Origin of the sequence: Flavobacterium sp., from assembly GCF_035299005.1 — a bacterium.
Classification (GTDB): Bacteria; Bacteroidota; Bacteroidia; order Flavobacteriales; family Flavobacteriaceae; genus Flavobacterium.
The window spans coordinates 61436-84535 of record NZ_DATGXL010000012.1 but is presented as its reverse complement, the minus strand read 5'-3'; the positions used below and the strand labels follow the sequence as shown (position 1 = coordinate 84535).

The 23100-nt window shown below is 29.4% G+C and carries 24 protein-coding genes; 9 read left to right on the top strand and 15 right to left on the bottom strand.

The window, feature by feature from the left end; translation table 11 throughout:
• Positions 1-13: 13 nt before the first annotated feature.
• The 8 genes from VK164_RS06295 to VK164_RS06260 form a co-directional block, all read right to left on the bottom strand.
• Positions 14-865, bottom strand: coding sequence for an ABC transporter permease (locus tag VK164_RS06295; RefSeq protein WP_324208550.1), 852 nt, complete (start codon positions 863-865; stop codon positions 14-16).
• 7 nt (positions 866-872) lie between these two features.
• Positions 873-1769 (bottom strand): ABC transporter ATP-binding protein, encoded by an 897-nt coding sequence (locus tag VK164_RS06290; protein ID WP_324208549.1) that lies wholly within the window; start codon positions 1767-1769, stop codon positions 873-875.
• A gap of 128 nt (positions 1770-1897) precedes the next feature.
• Positions 1898-3208: an ABC1 kinase family protein gene (locus VK164_RS06285; protein ID WP_324208548.1), complete on the bottom strand. Its 1311-nt coding sequence runs from the start codon at positions 3206-3208 to the stop codon at positions 1898-1900.
• Positions 3209-3213: 5 nt separating this feature from the next.
• Positions 3214-3873, bottom strand: a complete 660-nt coding sequence (locus VK164_RS06280) for a TetR family transcriptional regulator C-terminal domain-containing protein (RefSeq protein ID WP_324208547.1) — start codon at positions 3871-3873, stop codon at positions 3214-3216.
• A 141-nt stretch (positions 3874-4014) separates the two neighbouring features.
• On the bottom strand, positions 4015-5073 hold the full coding sequence (locus tag VK164_RS06275; RefSeq protein ID WP_324208546.1) for a nucleoid-associated protein: 1059 nt from the start codon (positions 5071-5073) through the stop codon (positions 4015-4017).
• A 101-nt stretch (positions 5074-5174) separates the two neighbouring features.
• Positions 5175-5726: an IS1096 element passenger TnpR family protein gene (locus VK164_RS06270; RefSeq protein ID WP_324208545.1), complete on the bottom strand. Its 552-nt coding sequence runs from the start codon at positions 5724-5726 to the stop codon at positions 5175-5177.
• An 81-nt stretch (positions 5727-5807) separates the two neighbouring features.
• Complete coding sequence (locus tag VK164_RS06265) at positions 5808-6263, bottom strand: YciI family protein (RefSeq protein WP_324208544.1); 456 nt, start codon at positions 6261-6263, stop codon at positions 5808-5810.
• Positions 6264-6274: 11 nt separating this feature from the next.
• The gene (locus tag VK164_RS06260; RefSeq protein ID WP_324208543.1) at positions 6275-7189 is read right to left on the bottom strand and encodes a glutaminase; all 915 of its coding nucleotides are present in this window, start codon (positions 7187-7189) and stop codon (positions 6275-6277) included.
• Positions 7190-7320: 131 nt separating this feature from the next.
• Between VK164_RS06260 and VK164_RS06255 the strand changes: the two genes are divergently transcribed.
• The 5 genes from VK164_RS06255 to VK164_RS06235 all read left to right on the top strand — a co-directional run bounded on the left by VK164_RS06255 (position 7321) and on the right by VK164_RS06235 (position 12834).
• Complete coding sequence (locus VK164_RS06255; protein WP_324208542.1) at positions 7321-9474, top strand: TonB-dependent receptor; 2154 nt, start codon at positions 7321-7323, stop codon at positions 9472-9474.
• A gap of 223 nt (positions 9475-9697) precedes the next feature.
• Positions 9698-10318, top strand: a complete 621-nt coding sequence (locus tag VK164_RS06250; protein WP_324208541.1) for a hypothetical protein — start codon at positions 9698-9700, stop codon at positions 10316-10318.
• Positions 10319-10332: 14 nt separating this feature from the next.
• Complete coding sequence (locus VK164_RS06245; protein ID WP_324208540.1) at positions 10333-11670, top strand: 2TM domain-containing protein; 1338 nt, start codon at positions 10333-10335, stop codon at positions 11668-11670.
• Positions 11671-11690: 20 nt separating this feature from the next.
• Entirely contained in the window at positions 11691-12059 is a 369-nt protein-coding gene (locus tag VK164_RS06240; protein WP_324208539.1) for a 2TM domain-containing protein, read from the top strand.
• 22 nt (positions 12060-12081) lie between these two features.
• Positions 12082-12834 carry a LytTR family DNA-binding domain-containing protein gene (locus tag VK164_RS06235; RefSeq protein ID WP_324208538.1) on the top strand — a complete coding sequence of 251 codons (753 nt, stop codon included), beginning with the start codon at positions 12082-12084 and terminating at the stop codon, positions 12832-12834.
• A gap of 3 nt (positions 12835-12837) precedes the next feature.
• Here the strand turns inward: VK164_RS06235 and VK164_RS06230 are convergent, their stop codons facing one another.
• The 5 genes from VK164_RS06230 to VK164_RS06210 all read right to left on the bottom strand — a co-directional run bounded on the left by VK164_RS06230 (position 12838) and on the right by VK164_RS06210 (position 17398).
• Positions 12838-13206, bottom strand: coding sequence for a hypothetical protein (locus VK164_RS06230; protein ID WP_324208537.1), 369 nt, complete (start codon positions 13204-13206; stop codon positions 12838-12840).
• Positions 13207-13212: 6 nt separating this feature from the next.
• Entirely contained in the window at positions 13213-14232 is a 1020-nt protein-coding gene (locus VK164_RS06225; RefSeq protein WP_324208536.1) for a COX15/CtaA family protein, read from the bottom strand.
• Positions 14233-14306: 74 nt separating this feature from the next.
• Complete coding sequence (locus VK164_RS06220) at positions 14307-15722, bottom strand: CCA tRNA nucleotidyltransferase (RefSeq protein WP_324208535.1); 1416 nt, start codon at positions 15720-15722, stop codon at positions 14307-14309.
• 75 nt (positions 15723-15797) lie between these two features.
• A complete protein-coding gene (locus VK164_RS06215) occupies positions 15798-16358 on the bottom strand; it encodes an L-threonylcarbamoyladenylate synthase (protein WP_324208534.1) in 561 nt (186 codons plus the stop codon).
• Positions 16359-16378: 20 nt separating this feature from the next.
• Positions 16379-17398, bottom strand: a complete 1020-nt coding sequence (locus VK164_RS06210) for a polysaccharide pyruvyl transferase family protein (protein ID WP_324208533.1) — start codon at positions 17396-17398, stop codon at positions 16379-16381.
• 168 nt (positions 17399-17566) lie between these two features.
• Between VK164_RS06210 and VK164_RS06205 the strand changes: the two genes are divergently transcribed.
• Together VK164_RS06205 and VK164_RS06200 are read left to right on the top strand one after the other, a co-directional pair.
• Positions 17567-18703 carry a glycosyltransferase family 4 protein gene (locus tag VK164_RS06205; RefSeq protein WP_324208532.1) on the top strand — a complete coding sequence of 379 codons (1137 nt, stop codon included), beginning with the start codon at positions 17567-17569 and terminating at the stop codon, positions 18701-18703.
• A gap of 5 nt (positions 18704-18708) precedes the next feature.
• Positions 18709-19629: a hypothetical protein gene (locus tag VK164_RS06200; RefSeq protein WP_324208531.1), complete on the top strand. Its 921-nt coding sequence runs from the start codon at positions 18709-18711 to the stop codon at positions 19627-19629.
• Positions 19630-19676: 47 nt separating this feature from the next.
• On the opposite strand, the gene VK164_RS06195 is transcribed toward VK164_RS06200, so the two are convergent.
• Both VK164_RS06195 and VK164_RS06190 read right to left on the bottom strand, forming a co-directional pair.
• Positions 19677-20597 (bottom strand): glycosyltransferase family 2 protein, encoded by a 921-nt coding sequence (locus VK164_RS06195; RefSeq protein WP_324208530.1) that lies wholly within the window; start codon positions 20595-20597, stop codon positions 19677-19679.
• Positions 20597-21394, bottom strand: a complete 798-nt coding sequence (locus VK164_RS06190; protein ID WP_324208838.1) for a glycosyltransferase family 2 protein — start codon at positions 21392-21394, stop codon at positions 20597-20599. The genes VK164_RS06195 and VK164_RS06190 overlap by 1 nt, the downstream gene beginning before the upstream one ends.
• A gap of 57 nt (positions 21395-21451) precedes the next feature.
• Here VK164_RS06190 and VK164_RS06185 point away from each other — a divergent pair, with 57 nt between their 5' ends.
• A complete protein-coding gene (locus VK164_RS06185; RefSeq protein WP_324208529.1) occupies positions 21452-22306 on the top strand; it encodes a hypothetical protein in 855 nt (284 codons plus the stop codon).
• A 3-nt stretch (positions 22307-22309) separates the two neighbouring features.
• Positions 22310-23077 (top strand): lipopolysaccharide kinase InaA family protein, encoded by a 768-nt coding sequence (locus VK164_RS06180; RefSeq protein ID WP_324208528.1) that lies wholly within the window; start codon positions 22310-22312, stop codon positions 23075-23077.
• Positions 23078-23100 lie beyond the last annotated feature (23 nt).

Sequence of the window (23100 nt, the reverse complement as noted above, 5' to 3'; positions counted from 1 at the left end):
ATCGGCAAAGATACTACAAATCTCTCTTTTTTACGATGTAATAGGATGCAAAAATGAAAATTAATGTCCAAACTAAAACAATGCTAATTTCTGAAAAGTGTACACTATAATCTTTAACATTTTGTGCGCCTCCCATGGCATTTTCTATTGTTTTTACAGCATTGAATCTGGTTATAGGTTCTCTACTTAAATTCCACATAGATTCCATTGGAAAATATTTTATCATTGTATCTCCAAAGTTTTTAGATTTGTCGTCACCACCTAAAATAACAAATTTAACAATCCAAAATATTATCTGTTCGGCAATGAACCATAAAGTTAAAAATCCTAGAGCAAAAGCACTTCGTTTTACTAATATTCCCAAGAACAAACAGAAAGAAAAAAAGGCAAATAACTTAATAAAAAAAGCTAATAAATATTCTAAATCCGTAAATACAATTGATAATTCAGTATAAGATGAAAAAGAATAGCCTAAAATTAATGACAAAATAAAGATGAAGACAGTTGAAACTAATGCAAAAGTCCCTACTACAATGAATTTTGAAAGAATAAATTCTTTTTTACTCAATCCGTCAATTAAATTTTGCTTTAAAGTTCCATAAGTATATTCATTTGCCATCATAGAAACAATTACTACAGCTAAAAATATTTTGAATAATGCTGCTATGAATGTATTAAAATGCCAAATATAAGGGAAATTAAAAATACCTTGGTCTGCAATCCTGATTTCGAAAGTTCCAAAACTAAATTTGATTGAGGCAACTAAAGCAATTGAACTTAATAGAATAAAATATGCTAGTACTAAAACACGACTCGCCTTGTTTTTCCATATTTTTTGAAATTCGATAGAAAGTAATCTGTACATGCTGTTGTTAGTTTTTGGTTAATTCTAAAAATTGTTCTTCTAAGCTATTTTTTCTTTTCACAAGATGTTCTAAAATTATATTGCGTTCAAACAAGTAAGAATTGATATCTTGTGCTGCAATTTCTTGTTTCAAATAAACCAATAACTTTCCTTCTTCTTCAATCATTTTCTCTATGTATGTCTGATTTTGAAGCGCTTCTTTTAATTGTCCAATGTTGGCAGATTTTAACTCAAAAAAGCTGTTGTTTTCAATCATGTTATGAACCGAACCTTGATATAACATTACGCCTTTTTGCAAAACTACCACATGGCTACATACTTTTTCAACCTCGTCTAATAAATGGGAAGCCAATAAAATAGTTGTTCCTTGTGAGGCTATGATACGAATGATATCTCTAATTTGACGTATTCCTTGCGGATCTAAACCGTTTGTTGGCTCGTCTAAAATTAAAATTTCAGGGTCGTTTAGTAACGCCGAAGCAATTGCTAAACGTTGCTTCATGCCTAAAGAAAAGGTTTTGAATTTGTCATTTTTGCGTTCTAGAAGTCCTACCAACTCTAATTTTTCATCCACTTTTGCAAAAGAAGTTCCTTTGATTTTGCATACTAATTCTAAGTTTTCTTTAGCAGACATATATGGATAAAAATTAGGTCTTTCAATGATGGCGCCTACTTTCTTTAAAGCATCATGGGTGCTGGTTTTTCCTTCAAACCATTCAAATTCGCCTGAAGTTTTATTCACAACATTCAATACTATTCCTAAAGTGGTCGATTTTCCTGATCCATTTGGACCAAGAATTCCATATACATTCCCTTTTTTGATTTCAAAAGACACGTTTTTAACGGCGTGTAATTTTCTGTTAAAAATCTTATTAAGATTGGTGATTTTTAAAATAGTTTCCAAGATTGTTCGTTTTTTGATTTATGATAAGACGAATGATATTGTATTTTGTTACCGATTGAAAATTAAAATAAAAAATTCCTAACAAATGAAATCGTTAGGAATTTTAAAAATTATTCAGGACAAAAAAGTTAATATTTTATAAAGTTGTTAATTTTTACATTTTTAGCTTTTAAATCGTGCATTAAATTGTATAAACCAAAGAATGTTCTGTTGATGTATATGAAATGTTTTGAACCACGATTGCCATTCATGTTTCTTAATTCGGTGCTTTTTGAATAGCGTTCGCCTAAATCGGCAATTTGACCAAAGAATTCATCATCAGAAAAATCAAATTCTTCTACATGAAATGGTCTTGCGAATAAACTTAATAATTCGTGAAACATTGCAGTAAAAAACTCGGTTTCTTCTTTAGAATCGTCTGTTCTTAATATTTCTAATTCGTATAATTTTGATTTGAAAAATTCTGGATTTGCTAAATTTTCTTTCTTAGCTAATTCAAAATATGGCACATAAAAATCATTCGGAACTTCTTTAATACAACCAAAATCTAATGCAATTAGTTTAGTGTCTTTCGTAATTAAGAAGTTTCCAGGATGTGGATCGGCATGCACTTTTCTTAAGTTATGCATTTGGAACATATAAAAATCCCAAAGTGTTTGTCCTAAAATATTCGACTTTTCAGTATCAGTATTGTGTGCGGTGAATTCTGACAAATGTTCGCCTGTCATCCAATCCATTGTTATAATTCTTTCCGATGACCATTCAGGATAGTACTTTGGAAAAATTAAATTAGGAATAGTGGCGCAAGCTTCAGCCATTTCAATACTTTGTTTGACTTCGTTGATGTAATTGGTTTCTTCAATCAATTTATCTTCAACTTCTTTGAAATATTTGTCTGAATCTTTTCCTTTGATATTGAACATTTTAATCGCAATTGGCTTTACCATCGCCAAATCAGAACTGATACTTTCTGCCACTCCAGGATATTGAATTTTCACAGCAAGATTTTTCCCATCCTTGCTAGCTTGGTGGACTTGACCAATGCTAGCAGCGTTTATTGAAGTGGCATTAAAAGTGTCAAATATTTCGTTTGGCTGTTTGCCAAAATAATTTTTAAAGGTTTTGTTTACCAATGGTGGCGACAAAGGAGGAACTGAAAATTGTGCTAATGAAAATTTCTCAACATAAGCACGAGGCAAAATACTTTTGTCCATGCTTAGCATTTGAGCTACTTTCAAAGCGCTTCCTTTCATTTGTTTTAAACCGTCGTAAATGTCAGAAGCATTGTTAATGTTTAGATTTTCTTTGGCTTCAGCTTCGGTTTTGGTGATTTTATCACCATAATATTTAATGTAATTTACACCAATTTTTGCTCCAGTTTGAATCAGTTTGGATGCTCTCTGAATTTTTGATGTAGGAATACTATCTATAGTTTTCATAATAATTACATTTTAAATGAAGCTTTTTCTTGCCACATAAATTTCCCGAAGTCAATTAAACTTTTTAGAGGTGTAATATCTAGTAAATCAAAACTTGTATTGACTGATTTTTCAATGAAAATGTCTGTTTTTTCAAAAGATAGCGAAGTGTCTTCTATCCAAAATTTCAAAGTGAATAAGAATTGTAACCAAGCCATTTCGCTCATGGTTTTTTCTTGAAATTCGACTAACTTTTCTTGTTTTAAATCGACTTTTTCAATTTCTAAAGTATCAAAGAATTGTTTGAAGTGTTTTCTCAATTCTGTCAATTTAGAAAGGCTTTTCAATTTGTTTTTATCTTCTTTTAAAAGTGCAACCGTGAAACTTCTGTTTGCGGTTAACATTTCAAAATACGTGAAATAAAAACTTAATAATTTAGTTCGTGCATCATACGATTCAAAATCTTCACTTTTTTCTAATAAACTCATTGTTTGCTGAAATAATGAAGTGAAAAAGGTTTTTTCAGTTTGTTCAAAAGATGAAAAATTCGCATAAAATACAGCTTCTTCAAAATTGTACTGTTTCGCGAATTTATATACCGAATGTGGCGCTTTGTTATTTTCTAAAAAATAATCAATGTAGAAACCTAAAATATCTTGATTAGTAATCTCTTTCTTCTTAGCCATGACTTTTAAAATTTTATCAAAGATAAAGAATGTTTAATTTGTAATCAAAAAAGTTAAACAAAATATTTTGTTAAAGTTCTTTCAAAAAAAACCTCAAGTACAAGGTTGTAATTGAGGTTTAATATTTTGTATGTAAATGTCTTATGATTTCTGTTCTTTATTAAAATAAACCAAGTAATAATACATTTGCTTTTCTTCGTCCCAACCTTTTTCAACAAATTTCTCCGCACTTTCTGGGTTGATAAAATCCAATTTGATTTGGATATTTGTATCTAATTGAATCGTGTTTTTTAGCGTTCGACGCACATCGGTAACGGCAGCATTCGCAATTGGGAAACTTGAAACGTCTTCGATGCTATATTTGGCACCTTTATCTACTTTATAATTTTTGAATTCTGGAATGAATTCAGGATTCTGCATTACTTCGTTTAAGAAAGCGGTTTCTTCAAATTCATCATTTTTTGCAAAGTGGTTGATAGCTCGATTCATAAACAATACTTCTTGTTGCTTGTCTTCGGCTGGTAAAACTACTTCTTTAGCAAACTCTTGACAGAATTTTAAGTATTTCTTCGTCATGAAGTTTTCATCTTGAAACGCATCAACTGACAAGAAATGCTCTAACCAATAACGCGCGTCGTAACGGTTGCTATCAACGGTTAAAATTTTGTAGCCTTCTTCTTTTTTGTAATTGAAAATGATACAACCTTTGTCTAACTTATTCAAGTTGATTCCTTGTTGTAAAATCATTTCTAAGTTGCTTCCATTTTCTTCAAATTGTAAGAAATCGGTTTGTACTTCACTTTTGAAAACTCCGATTGCATCAACTACATTATTATCAATAGAAACATGTGTAAAATATGCTACATACACTTCTCCGTTTTTGATATGTGGATGATTGGATTGTTCAAAAAGGTGTTTTGTAATTTTTTTTGATACGTTATGAATTTCGCTTGGGTTATTAAAAACCTCGGTAGCAAAATTGAACATATCGTTGTATTCTAAATCTACTTCGTGAGCAAATTGAAAGTAATTTTCTTCTTTTTCTCTAAATGGTTTAAAAAAATATTCTTTCAACAAAGGCATAATTTCATCATTTAATCCATACGGATTGTCAGATAAGAAAATGGCTTCGTTTCTACTTTTGTTTCCTACTCTATGAATCGATAGGTTTTCAATATGTGCGTTGAATAAGTTGATCATTTTTTTAATGTGTCAATTCGTCAATTGGTCTATATGCCAATTAACAATGTTAGTAATTAAGTTTTATAATTGGCACATTGCCATATTAGCCCATCGGCTAATTAGTTCCAGTTTTCTTCAAATCCCATGTCTTCGAAGCTGTCATCGCCATCAAACATGTCATAATCGTCATCATCTAAATCATCTTCAAAATCACCATAGATATCATCGTTTGAAAGATCGCCTCTTAGCCCGCTTTGACCTGCTTCTGCTGGAAGTTCTCCGTGAGAAAAGAGTAAGGCCGGATAAGTTTCGCCAGCATCTTTTTCTTCTTCAATTGCTGCTAATTCAAGAAAAAATGTCCACATACTAAAGAAATCATATACATATACCATTTTAGTATTGTCTTGGTGTAGCAAGTCATCAATTTTGAAATCTACCATGGTTTTCATTTCGCCAGGAACTTCCCCTATATCAAACAACGGAATTTCGTCTTCTTCATTCCAAGTCCAATCGTCTTCACATGTAAAAAACGATCCAGTTTCGGTTCCATCAAAACCAAAAGCATTAACAATTGCATTGTGTAAATCTTCTAATGTATTATCACTTTCGATAGCAATATCTCTAAAAATATCTTCTTCAGCATCGAGTATCACTCTGAATTTATAAATCATAATCTTTGAAATTTTAAGAAACGCAAAAGTAATTATTATTTATGAGAAACTTTTTTGCTTTTACGAATTGTTAATAAGATTTTAAATTTTGGTTTTTGCAATTTTATTATGATTTTCATTTACCATCATTAATGCGGCACTGCTGTACCATAAAGTAAGTTCTGCTTCAAAAAAGTTTGCTGCAACTGCTGGATCAGAATCTACTAATGCTCTTGCTTCTTCAATTGTAGTACAATTAAAAATAAAAATGCCTCTATAGTTTTTATCGTTTTTCATGAAAGGGCCAGCTACAACTAATTTTTTTTCTTCTGCTAACTTGTTAATGTTTGCCATGTGTCCTTCAAAATATTTTTGCCTTTCTTCTGCTGTTGCAGTTGCATTTGAGCCGGTTTTAAGAATACAAAAGACATAAGTTTTCATTCCATATTCATCTGCTCCTAAATCTTTCGCAAGCTTAGCATCAAAATCTTTATTTTCTTGAGAAAAAACCGTTGTGAACGATATTAGAATTAATCCGAATAAATATATTTTTTTCATCTTTAATAAGTTTAAAAAATTGATAATGAAGTTTCTGTTGTTAATCTTTCTAAGGTTTCTAAGCCGTAGAAAGAATTTCCTTTTCTGTTTAATTTTGGACTCCAAACGGCTACGGTGTAATGATTTGGAAAAACAGCAACTACACCACCGCCAACACCACTTTTTCCTGGAAGACCCACTTTGAAAGTAAATTCACCCGCTTGGTCATAAAAACCACACATTTGCATTAGTGCATTCATGCGTTTACATTGGCTAGATGAAAGGAATTTTTTATTGTTTTTTGGAATAATTCCATTGTTAGCGAAAACTTGAAAACAGTTGGCTAAATCAACACAATTCATTTCAATAGCACATTGATGATAATAGAAATCTAAAACAGCTTCTGGTTCATTTTTGATATTACCAAATGATTTGATAAAGTTCACCAAAGCTGCATTTCTGTATCCAAATGCTTTTTCAGATTGTGCTACATTTTCATTGTAATTAATGTTTGGGTTTTCAGTTAGCTCTCTGACAAAGTTTAAAAGAAGCTCTTTGGGATTATCAAAATGCTCTAACATCAAATCGGCTATTACTAAAGCTCCAGCATTAATAAATGGATTTCTCGGAATGCCGTTTTCATTTTCTAATTGTATTAAAGAATTAAACGAATTTCCTGAAGGTTCATAACCTACACGTTCCCATAAATTATTCCCAATTTTAGAAAAAATCAATGAAGTGGTAATTACTTTTGAGATACTTTGAATCGAAAAATTTTCTAAAGCATCACCTTTTGTAAATATATTTTGATGTTTATCAACTAATGCAATTCCGTATTTTTTCTCATCTACTTTTGCTAATTCAGGAATGTAATTGGCTACTTTTCCTGTGTTTTCAATTTGGATAACTTCGTAATAAATTCCGTCTAAAATATCTTGGTATGCCATTGTATTAATTTTGGTAAAAGTAATTAAAATCATTCGAGTTACAATTCATCCTCAAAAAATGACAGTTGGGTTAGTTTCAATTTTAAATATGGTTTTTCTGTTGCAAATTTGTTTCATCAAAATTAAAACACATGAAATCAATAGTTCAAATTTTTATTTTCATTTTAAGTTATTCAATTTTTGGGCAAACTACAATTAATGGAAAAGTTGAAGATGAAAAAGGTCGTCCAATAGCTTCAGCAAACGTTTTTATCGTAGGAACTTATGATGGAGCTATTTCTGATGAAACTGGCAGCTTTAGTTTTACAACTACTGAGATAGGAACACAAAAATTACAAATTAGTTTTTTATCCTATGAAACAATTAATTATGATTTTGAAGTTTCAAATTACCAACCGACAACTTTCAAATTGAAAGAAAGTATTGGAAGTTTAGATGCAGTTGTTATCTCTGCTGGAACTTTTAAAGCAGGAGATAATAGTAAAGTAACTGCTTTAAAACCCTTAGATATTGTTACAACTGCTGGTTCGGCAGGAAATATAATTGCAGCATTAGAAACATTGCCAGGAACACAAACCGTTGGAGAAAGTGGTAGGTTGTTTGTTAGAGGAGGTGAATCTGATGAAACACAAACTTATGTTGATGGAATTCGTGTAGCACAACCTTATGGTGCAACGGCAAATAATATCCCAACTCGAGGCCGATTTTCACCATTTTTATTTAAAGGGATTACTTTTTCAACAGGAGGTTATAGTGCAGAATATGGAGATGCTTTATCGAGTGTACTGTTGTTGAATACAATAGATGAGCCAGAACAAAACCAAACGGATATTTCAATTATGACGGTAGGTGTTGGATTAGGAAAAACAAAAAAATGGGAAAAAAGTTCTTTTTCCATCAATACAAGTTATATTAATTTGGCTCCTTATCAATTAATTGTTCCACAACATATCGATTGGAATAAACCAGTGCAAGCCATTTCGGGAGAAAGTGTTTTTAGATATAAATTCAAGTCGGGTTTATTAAAAATATATGGTGCGTTTGATTATTCAACTTTTGATTTGAATCAAAAAGATATCAATTTTGATGATAAAATTCGTTTCGATTTGCAAAATAGTAACTTCTATATGAATACTTCTTACAAAGGAAATTTAACCGATTATACGCAAATTCAAACTGGATTAAGTTTTGGATATAGTAAAAATAATATTGGTATTTCTGACGATAAAGTTGCTAATAACGAACGTGCTTTGCATTATAAAATTAAATTACGTCAATCGTTTTCTAATCGTTTTAAATTAAATATTGGAGCAGAAATGTTTCATACCAATTTTGATGAAGATTTTACCGATTTTGGTACCAATACATTTGGGTATGGTTATCAAAATAATGTGGTTGCTTTCTTTAGTGAAGCCGAAATTTTTCTTTCTAAAAATGTAGCTTTTAATTTAGGATTACGTTCGTCAAATGCTTCAATTGTAGATAAATTTACCTTAGAACCGCGACTTTCATTTGCTTATAAAGTGTCCGAGAATAGTCAGTTTTCAATGGCTTATGGAAACTTTAATCAAACAGCAAAAGCAGATTATTTGAAGTTTGCAAATCATTTGGATTATGAATCAACGTCGCATTATATTTTAAATTATATGTACAATAAATCTGGAAAAATGTTTCGAGCAGAAGCTTATTTTAAAGACTATGATAATTTAGTTAAATATGATGGAACACAACCTGACTATACGAGCAATTATAACAATAAAGGTTTTGGGTATGCAAAAGGATTGGATTTATTTTGGAGAGATAGTAAAACGGTTAAAAACTTAGATTACTGGATTTCATATTCGTTTATTGATTCGGAACGAGATTACAAGAATTATGAATCGCAAGTCACTCCATCGTTTATTGCTACTCATAATTTTTCAATTGTGACAAAATATTGGGTAGATAAATTAAAATCGCAAATTGGTGTAACCTATTCTTTCAATTCTGGAAGACCTTATGATAACCCAAATGCAGTTGAATTTATGAATGGAAAAACGAAATCATACAATAATGTAAGTTTGAGTTGGGCTTATTTATTATCACAACAAAAAATACTTTATTTCTCGGTTTCAAATGTTGCAGGAAGTTCTAATGTCTTTGGTTATCAATATGCAAATTCGCCTGATTTAGCTGGTCAATTTCAGCGACAAGCAATCACGCAAACAGCAGATAGGTTCTTTTTTGTAGGTTTCTTTTGGACAATTAGCGATAATAAAAAAGCAAATAATTTGGATAATTTGTGAAAAAAGTAAAAAGTAAAAAGTAAAAAGTAAAAAGAGTTTCTTTAAGTCTTAGTTTGACATTATAATCCTTAAAACTACAATTCATCATCAAAAAACAACAGTTCGGTAAGTATAAGTTTTAAAAGCGTATAATCTGACGGAAATTTGAATCATCAAGATAAAACAAAATCAAAAACAAGTACAATTTTAAAAATCAAACAATTAACTAAAAAATTTAAATATCATGACAAAAATTATCACTATTATCGCATTGTTTGTAGCTTCGATAGTTAGCGCACAAACACAGTATGAAAAAGGAATGGGTAACGCTTTAAAATTATGGAGCGAGGGTAAAAATACGGAAGCAATAGCTCAATTTGAGCGTATAGCTTTAGTAGAAAAAACAAATTGGTTGCCAAATTATTACATTGCGTTAATAAATACAACACAAGCATTTCAAGAACAGGATAAAACTAAAGTTGTTGCATTATTAGAAGCAGCTCAAAAAGCACAAGATGTTTGTAACAATCTAGCAATTGATAATCCAGAAGTAATAGTAATGCAAGCTATGATTCATACGGCATGGATTGTTTATGATCCTATGACAAATGGTCAAAAATTATATGGAGATGTAATGTATTTATATGAAAAGGCAGAAAAAATTGCTCCAAACAATCCAAGAGTAGTTTTTAATAAAGCTAGTTTTGAAAAAGGAGGTGCACAATATTTCGGACAAGACACGCAACCGATGTGTGAAAAAATAAAAGCTTCAATCGAATTATTTGCTAATTTTAAACCAGAAACTCCATTTCATCCAAATTGGGGAATAGAAAGAGCAAAACAAGAAGCTGAAAATTGTAAATAATATTTCATAAAAAAATGATAAACAAACTAATAAAAGAAATTCCTAGAGCAATTATAATATCGGTTTCAATATTCATAGTGTTGTTATTGATAAGATTAATTACAGGGGTTACTATAGAATTGAATAGGGATTTGATAATCAATTTTGGTTATACCTTGCTTTATGGAATGTCTTTGTATTTTGCAAATGCTTCTTTATTCATCTACTTGGACAGTGTTTTTGAAGTTGAACGATTTACAAAAAGAAGGATTGTTATAGGGTTTTTAGGTTCTTTTATTCTTTCTGTTTTTGTTATTTTTTTACTTAGAATGGTTGAAGACGTTCTAATAGAAGGTGAAAATTTTGAAGTGTTCATTCAAAATGAATCTTCTGCTAATTATTTAGTAACCACTATCATAACTTTTTTTGTGACTTTAGCCTTTCATGCTTTTTATTTTTACAAAGCATACCAAGAAAATAAAGTTAAAGAGCAAAAAATTATTGCAGGAACCGCATCGGCACAATTTGAAAGTTTAAAAAATCAAATCGATCCACATTTTCTTTTTAATAGTTTGAATGTATTGAGTTCTTTAATTGAAGAGAATCCAGAGAGCGCTCAAAAGTTTACAACTTCTTTGTCTAAAATTTATCGTTATGTATTGGAACAAAAAGATAAAGAATTGGTTTCAGTTGAAGAAGAATTGAAATTCGCAAAAACGTATATGAATTTATTAAAAATGCGATTTGAAAACAGTATTACATTTGAAGTTCCCGAAAATTTTGATAATGATGAAGCAAAAGTAGTTCCGTTATCATTACAATTATTATTAGAGAATTGCATCAAACATAATGTAGTAAGCGAAACTAAGCCACTTCATATAAAAATTAGCATCGAAAATAATCAGTTAGTTGTAGCTAATAAATTACAGAAGAAAGAAGTGCTATCTGACAGAAAAGGTGTGGGATTGCAAAATATTGTAAATCGCTATGCTATTTTAACCAAAAGAAAAGTATTAGTAGAAGAAAACGAACAAAAATTCAAGATTTTTTTACCTATTTTGACTAAACAAATTACTATGGAAACACAAAATATATATAATGAAGATTTAGCTTATCAAAGAGCAAAAGAAAGAGTACAACAATTGAAAGGGTTTTACGGTAATTTAATTTCATATTGCGTTGTAATCCCTATTTTAATCATTATTAATGTAAACACTTCTAATTTTCAATGGTTTTGGTTTCCAATGTTGGGCTGGGGATTAGGTGTTACTTTTCATGCCTTGGAAACTTTTGGTTATGGAAAATCTTGGGAAGAGCGAAAAATTCAAGAAATAATCAATAAAGAAAAAACAACAAAAAGCAATTGGAATTAATTCCATCAAAAAGACACAAAATGAGTATCGAAAATAGAAGACAAAGAAGACAGGAGAGAAGAGATTTTAGAAATTTTATTCCATCAACACCTGAAGAAGCGGCTTATTATGAAGCAGCAAAACGAGTAAAAAAAATCAAAGGATTTTATACCCATGCTATAGTATATTTGGTAATTAACTTAATGATAGTGGTGATAAATATTCAAAACTTGAATGAAGGCGAATCTTATTTTCAGTATAAAAATTTCATAACTGCTTTCTTTTGGGGAATTGGTTTGTTAGCACACGGACTTTCAACATTTATGCCTCAATGGATTTTAGGAACTGATTGGGAAGAACGAAAAATCAAAGAATTGATGGAAAAGGAAAAATCGAATAAGTGGGAATAATAAAACAGCAAATTTTGAATTGATGAATATTATAATAATTGAAGACGAGAAACCAGCTGCACGATTGTTGCAACGTAAAGTAGAAAAATTAGGTTTGCAAGTAGATACAATGCTGCATTCGGTGGAAGAATCAATTGCTTGGTTTCAAAATAATGTACATCCCGATTTAATTTTTCTCGACATTCAATTGTCTGATGGCTTGTCGTTTGAGATATTTGAGCAAATTGATATTAAAAGCGCAGTGATTTTTACAACTGCTTATGATGAATATGCTTTGCGAGCTTTCAAGTTAAATAGTATTGATTATTTATTGAAGCCAATAGATGAAGAAGACTTGGAAATTGCCGTCAATAAATTCAAATCCAGAACACAATCGCAAAATATTTCATTAGATTTTGAAGCGATTAAACGTATGTTGGTTAATCCATTGGAAAAAGAATATAAAAAACGTTTTTCAATAAAAATTGGGCAACAATTAAAAGTGATTTCAATTGGTGAAGTTGAATGTTTTTACAGCGAAAACAAAGGAACATATATTCACACTTTAGATAATCGCGATTATTTAATTGACTCGCCTTTAGAGCTTTTAGAAACCGAAATTAATCCAAAAGACTTTTATAGAGTGAACAGAAAATTTATTATTCCTCTAAAAGCGGTTAAGGAAATTCAGGTTTATTCTAATTCGAGATTAAAAATTATTTTACCAACATACAAAGACGATGAGGTTATTGTAGCTAGAGAACGTGTGAGTGATTTTAAAGAGTGGATTGGGTAGTAATTATTTCACTGGAATTATGAAAACATGTGTTTTTAGCTTATCTTCATTGTAATAGATTATGCGCATTTTAAAATTTCCATTTTCTACACCATTTTTATCAACTAAAACAGAACATTCAAAACCAGTCTCATTATTTGAACCTAAAATTCTAATTCCTCTACCAATTATTGAAGTTTTCTGTAACTCAATATTTTCAACAGAAACAATAAATTTAGTATTTTTATTTAATTCTAAATAAGATTTTTTTGTTTCAAACTCAATTTTAATTGTTTGATTTCCGTCTTTGAAAATTAAATTATTAGTATTTTGGGCATTTATAATAAATGTACCCAAAAATAGTAAGTAGAATAACAAAATTATTTTTTTCATTAAAAGTTATTTTGAAAATCTATGCAACGTAAACGTCATTGCTGTTAATAAAAAGAAAGCCATTATTTGATGTGCCAAACCTAACCAAAGAGGTACATGGAATAACAAGGTGAAAATTCCTAAAATAAATTGAATAAATACAAAAATTAATAATGTTTTAACTCCGTTATCTTGTGTTTTGTCTAATACAAATTTTCTACTTTTAATAAATAAGAAAATAATCATTCCAACTACAACATAAGCAAAAGTTCGGTGAATGAATTGCACACCACTTTTTCCTTCTGTAAATGCTAAAAGTAAATTCGATTGTTCTAATTGAATACTTTCATGGAAAAATTGTCCGTCGCTCATTAGGGGCCAATGATTATGAACTAAACCAGCGTTTAAACCAGCCACAAATCCGCCATAAATAATTTGAATAATTAGAATTACCAATGCAATTCGGGCAATTTTTTTCAATTCTACAACCGGTAATTTTCGTTCAGGATAAATTAAGTCTAAAGCTACCCATAGCGTGTATGCAAACGTAATAAAAGCAAATGTTAAATGAATCGCTAATCTAAAGTGACTCACATCGGGCATATCTTTTAAACCACTAGCCACCATGAACCAACCTAAAAATCCTTGAAAAGCACCCATTCCTAATAGAATGAAACATTTTTTAATGGTTTCGTTATCTAATTTTTTCTTAATTAAAAAGTAAACGAAAGGAATAATGAAAACCACACCAATAATGCGACCAATAAAACGGTGAAACCATTCCCAAAAGAAAATAAATTTATAATCGTCTAATTGAAAATCTTTGTATTGATTTACTTTTTGATATTCAGGAAAGTTCTTGTATTCTTCAAAGGCTTCAACCCATTTTTCTTCCGACATAGGAGGGAAGGTGTCGTTGATTAAATGCCAATCAGTCATGGATAAACCGGAGTTGGTTAAACGTGTAATTCCTCCCACAGTTACCATGATAAATAACAAAATACATCCCGAAAGTAGCCAGTAAATAACTGATTTATTTGTTTTCATATTTCTTGATATTCAAAAAGCACCCCAAATTTACATAATGTGTATTTGAAAAGCGCTTTAACAGATTATAATTTTTATATTTTTTTCAATCCCATTTTTGAAGCCTTGTTCAATACAAAATCTTTTGCTGCATCATATTCGTTTGGGATTTCACCTTCTAAAATTGCTTCTTTAACGGCTTCTTTCAGAATTCCAATTTCTCTACAAGGCTTTAAACCGAATAATTCCATAATTTCTTCACCTGAAATAGGTGGTTGAAAAACACGTACTCGGTCTTTTTCTTCTACTTCTACAATCTTTTCTTTTACGATGTCGAAGTTCTTATGATATTTCTGGAATTTCTTTGGATTTTTTGTAGTGATATCTGCTTTACACAAGGTCATCAAACTATCAATATCTTCACCTGCATCAAAAACCAATCGACGAACTGCGCTATCTGTAACAATATCTTCCGCAATTACAATTGGTCGCGAACTCATGGTTACCATTTTTTGCACAAATTTCATTTTATGATTCAACGGCATGTGCAAACGTTCAAATATTTTTTTGACCATTTTCCCACCTAAAAATTCATGTCCGTGGAAAGTCCAGCCTTGTTTTTTATTGAATCTTTTGGTTGGTGCTTTTCCAATATCGTGTAACAATGCCGACCAGCGTAGCCAAACATCATCGGTATTTGGACAAATATTATCGACAACTTCTAAGGTGTGATAAAAATTGTTTTTGTGGGTATGACCTTCAACTTCTTCGACGTTATTCAAAGCAGTTAATTCAGGTAAAATTATATCTAATAAGCCAGTTTGGTACAAATGTAAAAATCCAATGGATGGTTTTTTAGAAGACAAAATTTTGTGCATTTCATCCACAATTCTTTCGCCTGAAATAATGTTAATTCTGTCTTTATTTTTAGAAATTGCTTCCAATGATTCAGATTCAATCTCAAAATTTAATTGAGAAGAAAAACGAATCGCACGCATCATTCGTAACGGATCATCTGAATAGGTAATATCTGGATTTAATGGTGTTTTGATGATTTTATTTTGCAAATCTTCTACGCCATTAAAAGGATCAACTAAATCACCAAAGTTTTCAGAATTCAATGAAAAAGCCAAAGCATTTATGGTGAAATCTCTCCTTTCTTGGTCATCTTTTAACGTGCCGTTTTCTACTAATGGATTTCGACTATCGTGAGTGTACGATTCTTTTCGAGCACCCACAAACTCTACATCAATGTCATCATAGCGCAACATTGCTGTTCCATAGTTTTTAAAAACTTGTACTTTTGGATGGAATGGAATCAATTCAGAAACTTTTAAAGCCAATTCGATTCCGCTACCAACAGCAACGATGTCGATGTCTTTTTTGTGGTCTCTGTCGAGTAAAATATCACGAACAAAACCACCAATCACATAGCATTCCAAGTTAAGTTCTTGTGCTGCTTGTGAAATGATTTTGAAGATGTTATGTTCTAAATGTTGTTTGTAATTCATGCTTTAATTTGAAAATTTGAAAATTAGTTAATTTGAAAATTAGGATATTTTTCAAATCTTCAAATCTTCAAATTATTATTTTCTAATCACTTTTACTTGATGATCTAAACCTAATTTAATAATCGTAGAAGGATTTTTGCAAACTTTATCGTGGTGCAAATTTACTACATAGTCTACACCTTTTATAATTTCGGGACTAATTTCTTTGAAAGTTTTTGGAGTTGCTTCCCCAGATATATTTGCTGATGTAGAAACTAATGGTTTTTTCATGCGTTCCATCAGTTTATAACAAAAAGGTTCAGTAACGATTCGAATGCCTAAAGTGTTATCTTCTGCTATTATATTTTTGGCAACATTTCGTGGATTATCTAAAATTAAAGTTGTTGGTTTTTCCGATAAATCTAAAATTTGCCAAGCCACTTCAGGAATTTCTTTGAAAACGTTGTACATCATGCGTTCACCGTTTATTAAAACAATCATGCTTTTGGTCTCTTCACGTTGTTTTAAAGCATAGATTTTTCTTACGGCTTCTTCATTAGTGGCATCACAACCAATTCCCCAAACCGTATCGGTTGGATATAAAATAATACCCCCATTTTTAATGACTTCGCATGCTTTGTGTATTTCTTCTTGCATTTTGATAAAAGTTAATTTTATTACTTTTTTATAAAATCTAAAACAGTTTTTTTTATATTATCTTTAATGATTTTAAAATCTTCTTTATTTGTAAATGTTGATTTTAAATTGAATTTTTCCCCATTTTTCAATAAATCAGATGATAGTTTTGTTCCGTTAGTGTGAATTATATGGAAAAGTTCTTTTATACCATTTAATCTACAAGAACTTATATCATGGTCATTTGGTATATCTATATATAATGTTGGAGTTCCTAAGGATAGACTTGGAAGAGCACAATGAATTCTTGAAGTGACAACATATTTTGCAGAAGCATATTTTCTTAATAATTCTTCTCCAAAAGAGTATATTTCATCATCATTATTAAATTTATCCGCAGGCATGTAGTGTTTTATATATATAGCTTTTTTTAGAACTTCATCCTCAAATATTTGTGAGAATGAGCGGTAAAAATCAATGGTTTTTTTCCAACTTTTTTTATTATTTGATCTAATATATCTAGATCGAATTGTACTTATAGTATTAAATTTTGTTACTAACAAAAAAAGTCGAGTCAATTGTCCTAATAAACCTCTAGATCTTTTATATCTTGGGTCAACAAAGTAAATGTTATCGTTTTTTTCGTTTGAACTATATTTTTCAGATAATGTCAAAGTAAGACAACCTGTGTAGTAGCATTTTACTCCTAAGCTTTCTAAAAAATCTACTGTAAAGTAGTCTCTACAGCCAACAGGTTCGTTTTCTTTGTAAAAGTTTATAACTTCTTCTTTTTTAAAATGCGAATGAACTAATTTATTGATATGGTGTGATACTAGTAATGGAGTAATTTTATTTGATGGAGGAAAATTTTCACCTTTCATTAAAAACCATCCGTTCATGATTAGTTTCACTTGCTCTCCATCATATTCATTTAATGCTTCTCTGCTGATTAAAACAGGGCTTTGATCATTTAAAAATTGTTTAGCAGCTAAACTCTGAATATAATCACCAATATTTAAACCTTTATTTGTAAAATCGTATTTTAATAAAGCTTCTCTCATATTATTTTTTTAAAGTTTTCGATTTTTTAGAAATACAAAATAACAAAAAATAGGGCATTTTAAATAAGTTTTTATTTATAATCATTTTTTATTAAAATTTATGCTTCTTTTGTATAAAGCTTTCTTAATTTTCACACCAAATAATAATACTTTTGATAAATTTTTTTTATGAAGATACTTTATTTCTACCCAGATAATCCTTTGTCATCTACTCAAGGAAATAATGCTAGAGCAAGCGCCTTATTGCACTATTTTAAAAGTAGGGCTATTAGTATAGATTTAGTGGGTTGCAAGTCAGTTGACTATGCTGAAAGTGATGCTGCAACAATAGTAGAGCATAAGTTAGCAGACAATGTTTTCTTATTAAAAAAACATAAAACAAAATTTTATCAGATAAGTTACTTTTTTAAAGAATCGTTGCCAAATTTCTTTTTAAATAGAATTAAGCAGTTTAGGCGAGCAAAGTTAAATCATCAAGTAGAGTTTAACGAAATATTAAAAAATAATTCATACGATTATATAATTATATCCTATAGTTGTTGGGCATCATTAGTTAAAAACAATTCACAATTAAAGAACGCAAAATTAGTGATTGATACACATGATTTTTTAACTTCACAATTCCAAACAACTAAAAAATTTAAACTTGGTCGATTTTTTCAGAAAGAAATAGAATTATTATGTTTATTTGATATAGTTATAGCCATTTCGGTTGAGGAAAATTATATTTATTCTCAATTTTTAAAAAGTAGAATTGAAATAATTCCACACACATTAACAGATAATTGTATTTCAAAAACAGAAAAAAAAGAATATGATATTATTTATGTTGCAAGTGATAATCCACACAATAGAAATGGAATTAATTGGTTTTTAGAGAAAGTTTTTCCACTATTAAATAGAGAAATTAAAATTTGTATTATTGGTAAAATAACTCATTGCATTGCGGATTATCCTAATGTTGAAAAAAATAAATTTGTGAATGATTTAAATCAGTATTATTCCAATTCAAAACTAGCTATTTGTCCAATGTTTACTGGAACAGGTTTGAAAATAAAAGTAGTTGAGGCAATGTCTTTTGGAATTCCAGTAGTTTGTAATGAACGCGGAATAGATGGACTTTACAATAAAACAGATAACGGAAGTTTGGTAACCAATAATCCTGAAAAATTTGCCCATTTCATTCATAAATTGATTGAAGATAGAGAATATTATGATGAAATTTCAAATCAATCCGAGAAGTATTTTAAAAGGAATCATCATATTGATGTAGTATATGGTAAATTAGACAGTATTTTTAATTAAACGAAATGAAAAAAATCATATCCGAATTACGAAAATTTTACTACAAAAGAACAAATAAAGAAAAGTATTATGAATATAAACAAGCGATTAAAGATGAAAAAATTTTAAAGCTGTATCATAATAATTTTAAATCTAAAATTGATGCTATTGAAACAGCTCTAATTGAAAAAGAGGAGATAAACTTTAAACATTCTGGGCATATTGGAGATCTTATATATGCTTTGCCAGTTATAAAAGAAATTTCAAAAACTAAAAAATGTAATTTATACATTAAAATAAATCATTCGATTGGTGAGAAAAATTATTACAAGCATCCTTCTGGAAATGTAATGATTAGCGATAGAATTTTTGATATGGTAGTACCATTATTAAAAAAGCAAGACTACATTCATGCAGTGCAAAATTGGGACAACGAAGAAATTGATATTGATTTAGATTTGTTTAGAGATTTTCCTTTCTCGTCAAATTTTCACTCTATAAGGTGGTATTATCATATTACGGGCTTTCAACCAGATATGAATTCAAGTTTCATTGATGCTAAACCAAGCGAAGAGTTTAAGGATAAAATAGTAGTTGTTAGAACTTTTAGAGGTAGAAATCCAATGATTAATTATTCATTCTTAAGAAAGTATGATAACTTACTTTTTTTAGGTATTAAAAGTGAGTATGAAGATTTCGTAAAAGAAGTTCCGAATACAGATTTTTATGATGTAAAAAACTTTTTAGAGCTGGCCGAAATTATGAAAGCTTCAAAATTTGTAATTGCCAATCAAACTTTTGCTTTTGCTTTAGCCGAAGGATTAAAGGTGAATCGTATTCTTGAAGCAAATCCTTTTATACCAGCCGTTTTTCCAGTTGGAGATAATGGATTTGATTTTTATTTTCAAAATCAATTTGAAAAATTAGTGGAAAAATTTGATAATTAGTTTAATATAAAATTTTCAAGTTTTTAAACAAAAATTATGTTTATGATTTACGTTCTAGAAATTTGTTTTTGCTTTAACGAGTTAGATAGATGTGCACCTTTTAATAGTACAAAAAATAATGACCAATATTTTGGTTTAAATAGTGAAGAAATAAAATATCTAAATTGAAAAAACGTTAATAAAACTTTGAATTTTAAATATCCATAGTGTTTTCTAATTACATACAATTGCGAAAGTTTTAGTTCCGTTTTTATAGCTATCGATTTTGGAGTGCTTGCTCCATGATAATGAATAAATTCTGCTTCTGGAATTAAGTATGAATGTTTATTTAACTTGTTTATTCTTTTACACAAATCAGTTTCCTCGTGATACAAAAAAATATTAGTGTCAAAACCGCCCACTTTCCAAAAATCAGTAGATTTTACCATCATAAAACTACCTGAAACAAATTGTCCTTTTTGATGGGTTAAATAATTTTTCTTACGATTTGGATATATTTGGGGATTTATTTTTTCTAATAATGTTCTTCCTAGAAATTCTTTTGATAGTGAAGTGTAGTGGTCTAATGTTGGTAAAATTGAACCATCTTCTTTGTATGCTTTTGGACCACATACACCATAATTTTCATTACTCTCCATAGCTTTTAGTAAAAGCGACAAACAATCATTCATAAAAACAGAATCATTGTTTACAAAAGCTAAATATTTTGAATTTGCTGCTTGAGCACCAATCATATTTCCGCCACCAAAACCAGTGTTAATTTTACTTTTGATTAATTTTAAATTACTAATGTTTTCCTGTTTTACAAACGTATCTACCAATTTTATATCATCAACTTCCGAATTATTATCAACCACAATAATTTCAAAATTAAGATGTGATGAAGTCTTTTCCAAAATACTTTTTATACAATTTATTGTATATTTTGCAGAGTTGTAGTTGATTAAAATAACAGCTATTGTATTCATTATAAATATTGATTAATACCTTTTTCTATAAAAGTAATTTTCTTTTCAGTTGTTTCTTTTTCAATAATATGATTTACTTCAATGTGACTTTTATCTTGTTCTTTATGATAAATATGGTAAGCAATAGCTACATTTTTTAATCTTTTTCCTTTAATATCAATATTGTGAAGTCTTTGAATCATTTCAGAATCATCAATCCCCCAACCCACTAATCCTTCATTGAAACCATTTACTTTTATAAAATCCTCTTTCCAAAAAGACATATTGCAACCTCTTAATTTTGAGGAACGTTTATCAATTAATTTGGCAAAGTTCATAAAAAAAGGAATGCGTAACGTTCTTCCTCTTTTTTTAATTCCTTCAGAAAAGAAATGGAAAAAAGTAGTCTTGTTCTTGAAGATTTGTTCTAAAATATTTTTTTGAATATTTACTCTTGAACCAAATAAATAAACTCCTTTTTCAGCATATTTTAAATGATCTTCAACAAAGTTTGGATGCATAATAATATCACCATCAATTTCAATAATGTACTCGTGTTTTGCTTTAGCAATGGCCTTGTTCATTATTTTTGGCTTTTGGTTGCCATTATCTTCATGCCAAACATGAATTAAAGGGACTGGAAAATCTTTCTGAAATTGTTTAATTAATTCTGTTGTTTCTGGTTTAGAGCCATCATCAGCAATGATTACTTCATTTGGTAAAATTGTCTGTTTTTTTACACTCAGAAGTAGTAGCTCTAGTGCATTTGGCCAATTGTATGTTGGAGTAACTAAACTAGAAGTTGGTTTTTTATTCATCATTTATAAATATAGTGCAAATTAATATAAATATTTATATTTGTAAAAAAAAGATTTATGGTATATGATTGTTTTATTTTTTTTAATGAACTAGATTTATTAGAAATAAGATTAAACGAGTTAAATAATGTGGTAGATAAGTTTGTTATTATTGAAGCAAACAAGACATTTCAAAACAACCATAAGCCTTATTATTTTGAAGAAAGCAAAGAACGTTTTTCGCAATTTTCTTCAAAAATAATTCACATAAAATTAGATAAATACCCGCTTTTTATACCAATTATTAATCCATTTACGCCTTGGAAATTAGAATTTTTTCAGAGAAATTCAATAGTTAAAGGTTTAGCTAATTGTAAACCTGAAGATATAATTCTTATATCCGATGTTGATGAAATACCAAAACCAAGTGTTATTCAGAATTTTATCGATAAAGGCATTAATGAAATTCATGGTTTAAAAATGGATATGTATATGTATTTTTTAAACAATCAATTGATCTATGACGGAGGAAGTTCAATGTCTATTGAAGAAGCTAAAGATGGAATTTGGCATTGTACCGCAGTTTTACCCTATAAATTATTGAAGCAAAAACCAAACAGAATTAGAAAAATAATCATGCGAACAAAGCGTAGAGGAGAAGTTTTTAAAATAATTCCCAGCGCTGGTTGGCATTTTACCTATCTTGGTGGAGTTAAAAAAATTATTGAAAAATTAGAAGCTTTTTCTCATACAGAATACAATAATGAAAATTTTAAAAGCCAAGAACAAATTGAAAGTTTTATAACTTCTGGAAAAGATTTGTTTGGACGTGATATGCAATTCAAAATGTTGGATAGTTTAGATTCATTGCCAAAATATATTCAAGAAAATGCTGCTAATTCTAAATTTAAAGATTATCTTTTCATAAAGTAATTCATGAATAATTTTAAAATTAATAGCAAGTTTCATTCTATTGAGGAATTAATATTAGACAATATCGTCAATTTTAATTCTAAAGGTAGTGTTCTTGTAAATGGTCAAAGAAACGCTATAAAATTGTTTACAATTGAAGGAATTGTATTGAATATCAAATCGTTCAAAAAACCAAATATAATTAACAAAATTGCGTACAGATATTTCAGAAAATCTAAAGCGCGTCGTTCCTTCGAGTTTGCTTCAAAATTGATGGAAATGCAAATTGGAACGCCGCAACCCGTTGCTTTCTTTGAAAATTATGATTTTATCGGATTAAAAGAAAGTTACTACGCATGCGAACATTTAGAGGATGTATTTGAATTTAGAGAAATTGTTCAAAATGAAGCTTTTGAAAATAGAGATTTTATCATTAGAAAGTTTACTCAATTTACCTTTGAAATGCACGAAAAAGGTATTGAATTCTTAGATCATTCACCAGGAAATACCTTAATTCATAAAAATCCAGATGGAAGTTATTCATTTTTTCTTGTGGATTTGAATCGAATGAAGTTTCATGAAACTATCGATTTCAAAACCCGAATGAAAAATTTATCGAAAATCACGCACAAAAAAGACATGATTGCAGTGATGAGTAATGAGTATGCAAAACTTTCAAAGGGTAATGAAACTACTATTTTTGAAACTATGTGGGGTTTAACGGCCAATTTTCAATATCGATTTCACCGAAAAAAAAGAATCAAAAAGAAATTAAAGTTCTGGAAAAAGTAGTATTTTTCACTTTTAATTCTTTG

Bases quoted from the DNA above. Each gene is read 5' to 3' on its own strand.
- VK164_RS06185 (WP_324208529.1), top strand. From the start codon at position 21,452: ATGGTATATGATTGTTTTATTTTTTTTAATGAACTAGATTTATTAGAA.
- VK164_RS06255 (WP_324208542.1), top strand. From the start codon at position 7,321: ATGAAATCAATAGTTCAAATTTTTATTTTCATTTTAAGTTATTCAATT.
- VK164_RS06210 (WP_324208533.1), bottom strand. From the start codon at position 17,398: ATGAGAGAAGCTTTATTAAAATACGATTTTACAAATAAAGGTTTAAAT.
- VK164_RS06280 (WP_324208547.1), bottom strand. From the start codon at position 3,873: ATGGCTAAGAAGAAAGAGATTACTAATCAAGATATTTTAGGTTTCTAC.
- VK164_RS06295 (WP_324208550.1), bottom strand. From the start codon at position 865: ATGTACAGATTACTTTCTATCGAATTTCAAAAAATATGGAAAAACAAG.
- VK164_RS06285 (WP_324208548.1), bottom strand. From the start codon at position 3,208: ATGAAAACTATAGATAGTATTCCTACATCAAAAATTCAGAGAGCATCC.
- VK164_RS06195 (WP_324208530.1), bottom strand. From the start codon at position 20,597: ATGAATACAATAGCTGTTATTTTAATCAACTACAACTCTGCAAAATAT.
- VK164_RS06235 (WP_324208538.1), top strand. From the start codon at position 12,082: ATGAATATTATAATAATTGAAGACGAGAAACCAGCTGCACGATTGTTG.
- VK164_RS06230 (WP_324208537.1), bottom strand. From the start codon at position 13,206: ATGAAAAAAATAATTTTGTTATTCTACTTACTATTTTTGGGTACATTT.
- VK164_RS06250 (WP_324208541.1), top strand. From the start codon at position 9,698: ATGACAAAAATTATCACTATTATCGCATTGTTTGTAGCTTCGATAGTT.
- VK164_RS06270 (WP_324208545.1), bottom strand. From the start codon at position 5,726: ATGATTTATAAATTCAGAGTGATACTCGATGCTGAAGAAGATATTTTT.
- VK164_RS06190 (WP_324208838.1), bottom strand. From the start codon at position 21,394: ATGAATAAAAAACCAACTTCTAGTTTAGTTACTCCAACATACAATTGG.
- VK164_RS06215 (WP_324208534.1), bottom strand. From the start codon at position 16,358: ATGCAAGAAGAAATACACAAAGCATGCGAAGTCATTAAAAATGGGGGT.
- VK164_RS06205 (WP_324208532.1), top strand. From the start codon at position 17,567: ATGAAGATACTTTATTTCTACCCAGATAATCCTTTGTCATCTACTCAA.
- VK164_RS06240 (WP_324208539.1), top strand. From the start codon at position 11,691: ATGAGTATCGAAAATAGAAGACAAAGAAGACAGGAGAGAAGAGATTTT.
- VK164_RS06180 (WP_324208528.1), top strand. From the start codon at position 22,310: ATGAATAATTTTAAAATTAATAGCAAGTTTCATTCTATTGAGGAATTA.
- VK164_RS06275 (WP_324208546.1), bottom strand. From the start codon at position 5,073: ATGATCAACTTATTCAACGCACATATTGAAAACCTATCGATTCATAGA.
- VK164_RS06225 (WP_324208536.1), bottom strand. From the start codon at position 14,232: ATGAAAACAAATAAATCAGTTATTTACTGGCTACTTTCGGGATGTATT.
- VK164_RS06220 (WP_324208535.1), bottom strand. From the start codon at position 15,722: ATGAATTACAAACAACATTTAGAACATAACATCTTCAAAATCATTTCA.
- VK164_RS06245 (WP_324208540.1), top strand. From the start codon at position 10,333: ATGATAAACAAACTAATAAAAGAAATTCCTAGAGCAATTATAATATCG.
- VK164_RS06200 (WP_324208531.1), top strand. From the start codon at position 18,709: ATGAAAAAAATCATATCCGAATTACGAAAATTTTACTACAAAAGAACA.
- VK164_RS06265 (WP_324208544.1), bottom strand. From the start codon at position 6,263: ATGAAAAAAATATATTTATTCGGATTAATTCTAATATCGTTCACAACG.
- VK164_RS06260 (WP_324208543.1), bottom strand. From the start codon at position 7,189: ATGGCATACCAAGATATTTTAGACGGAATTTATTACGAAGTTATCCAA.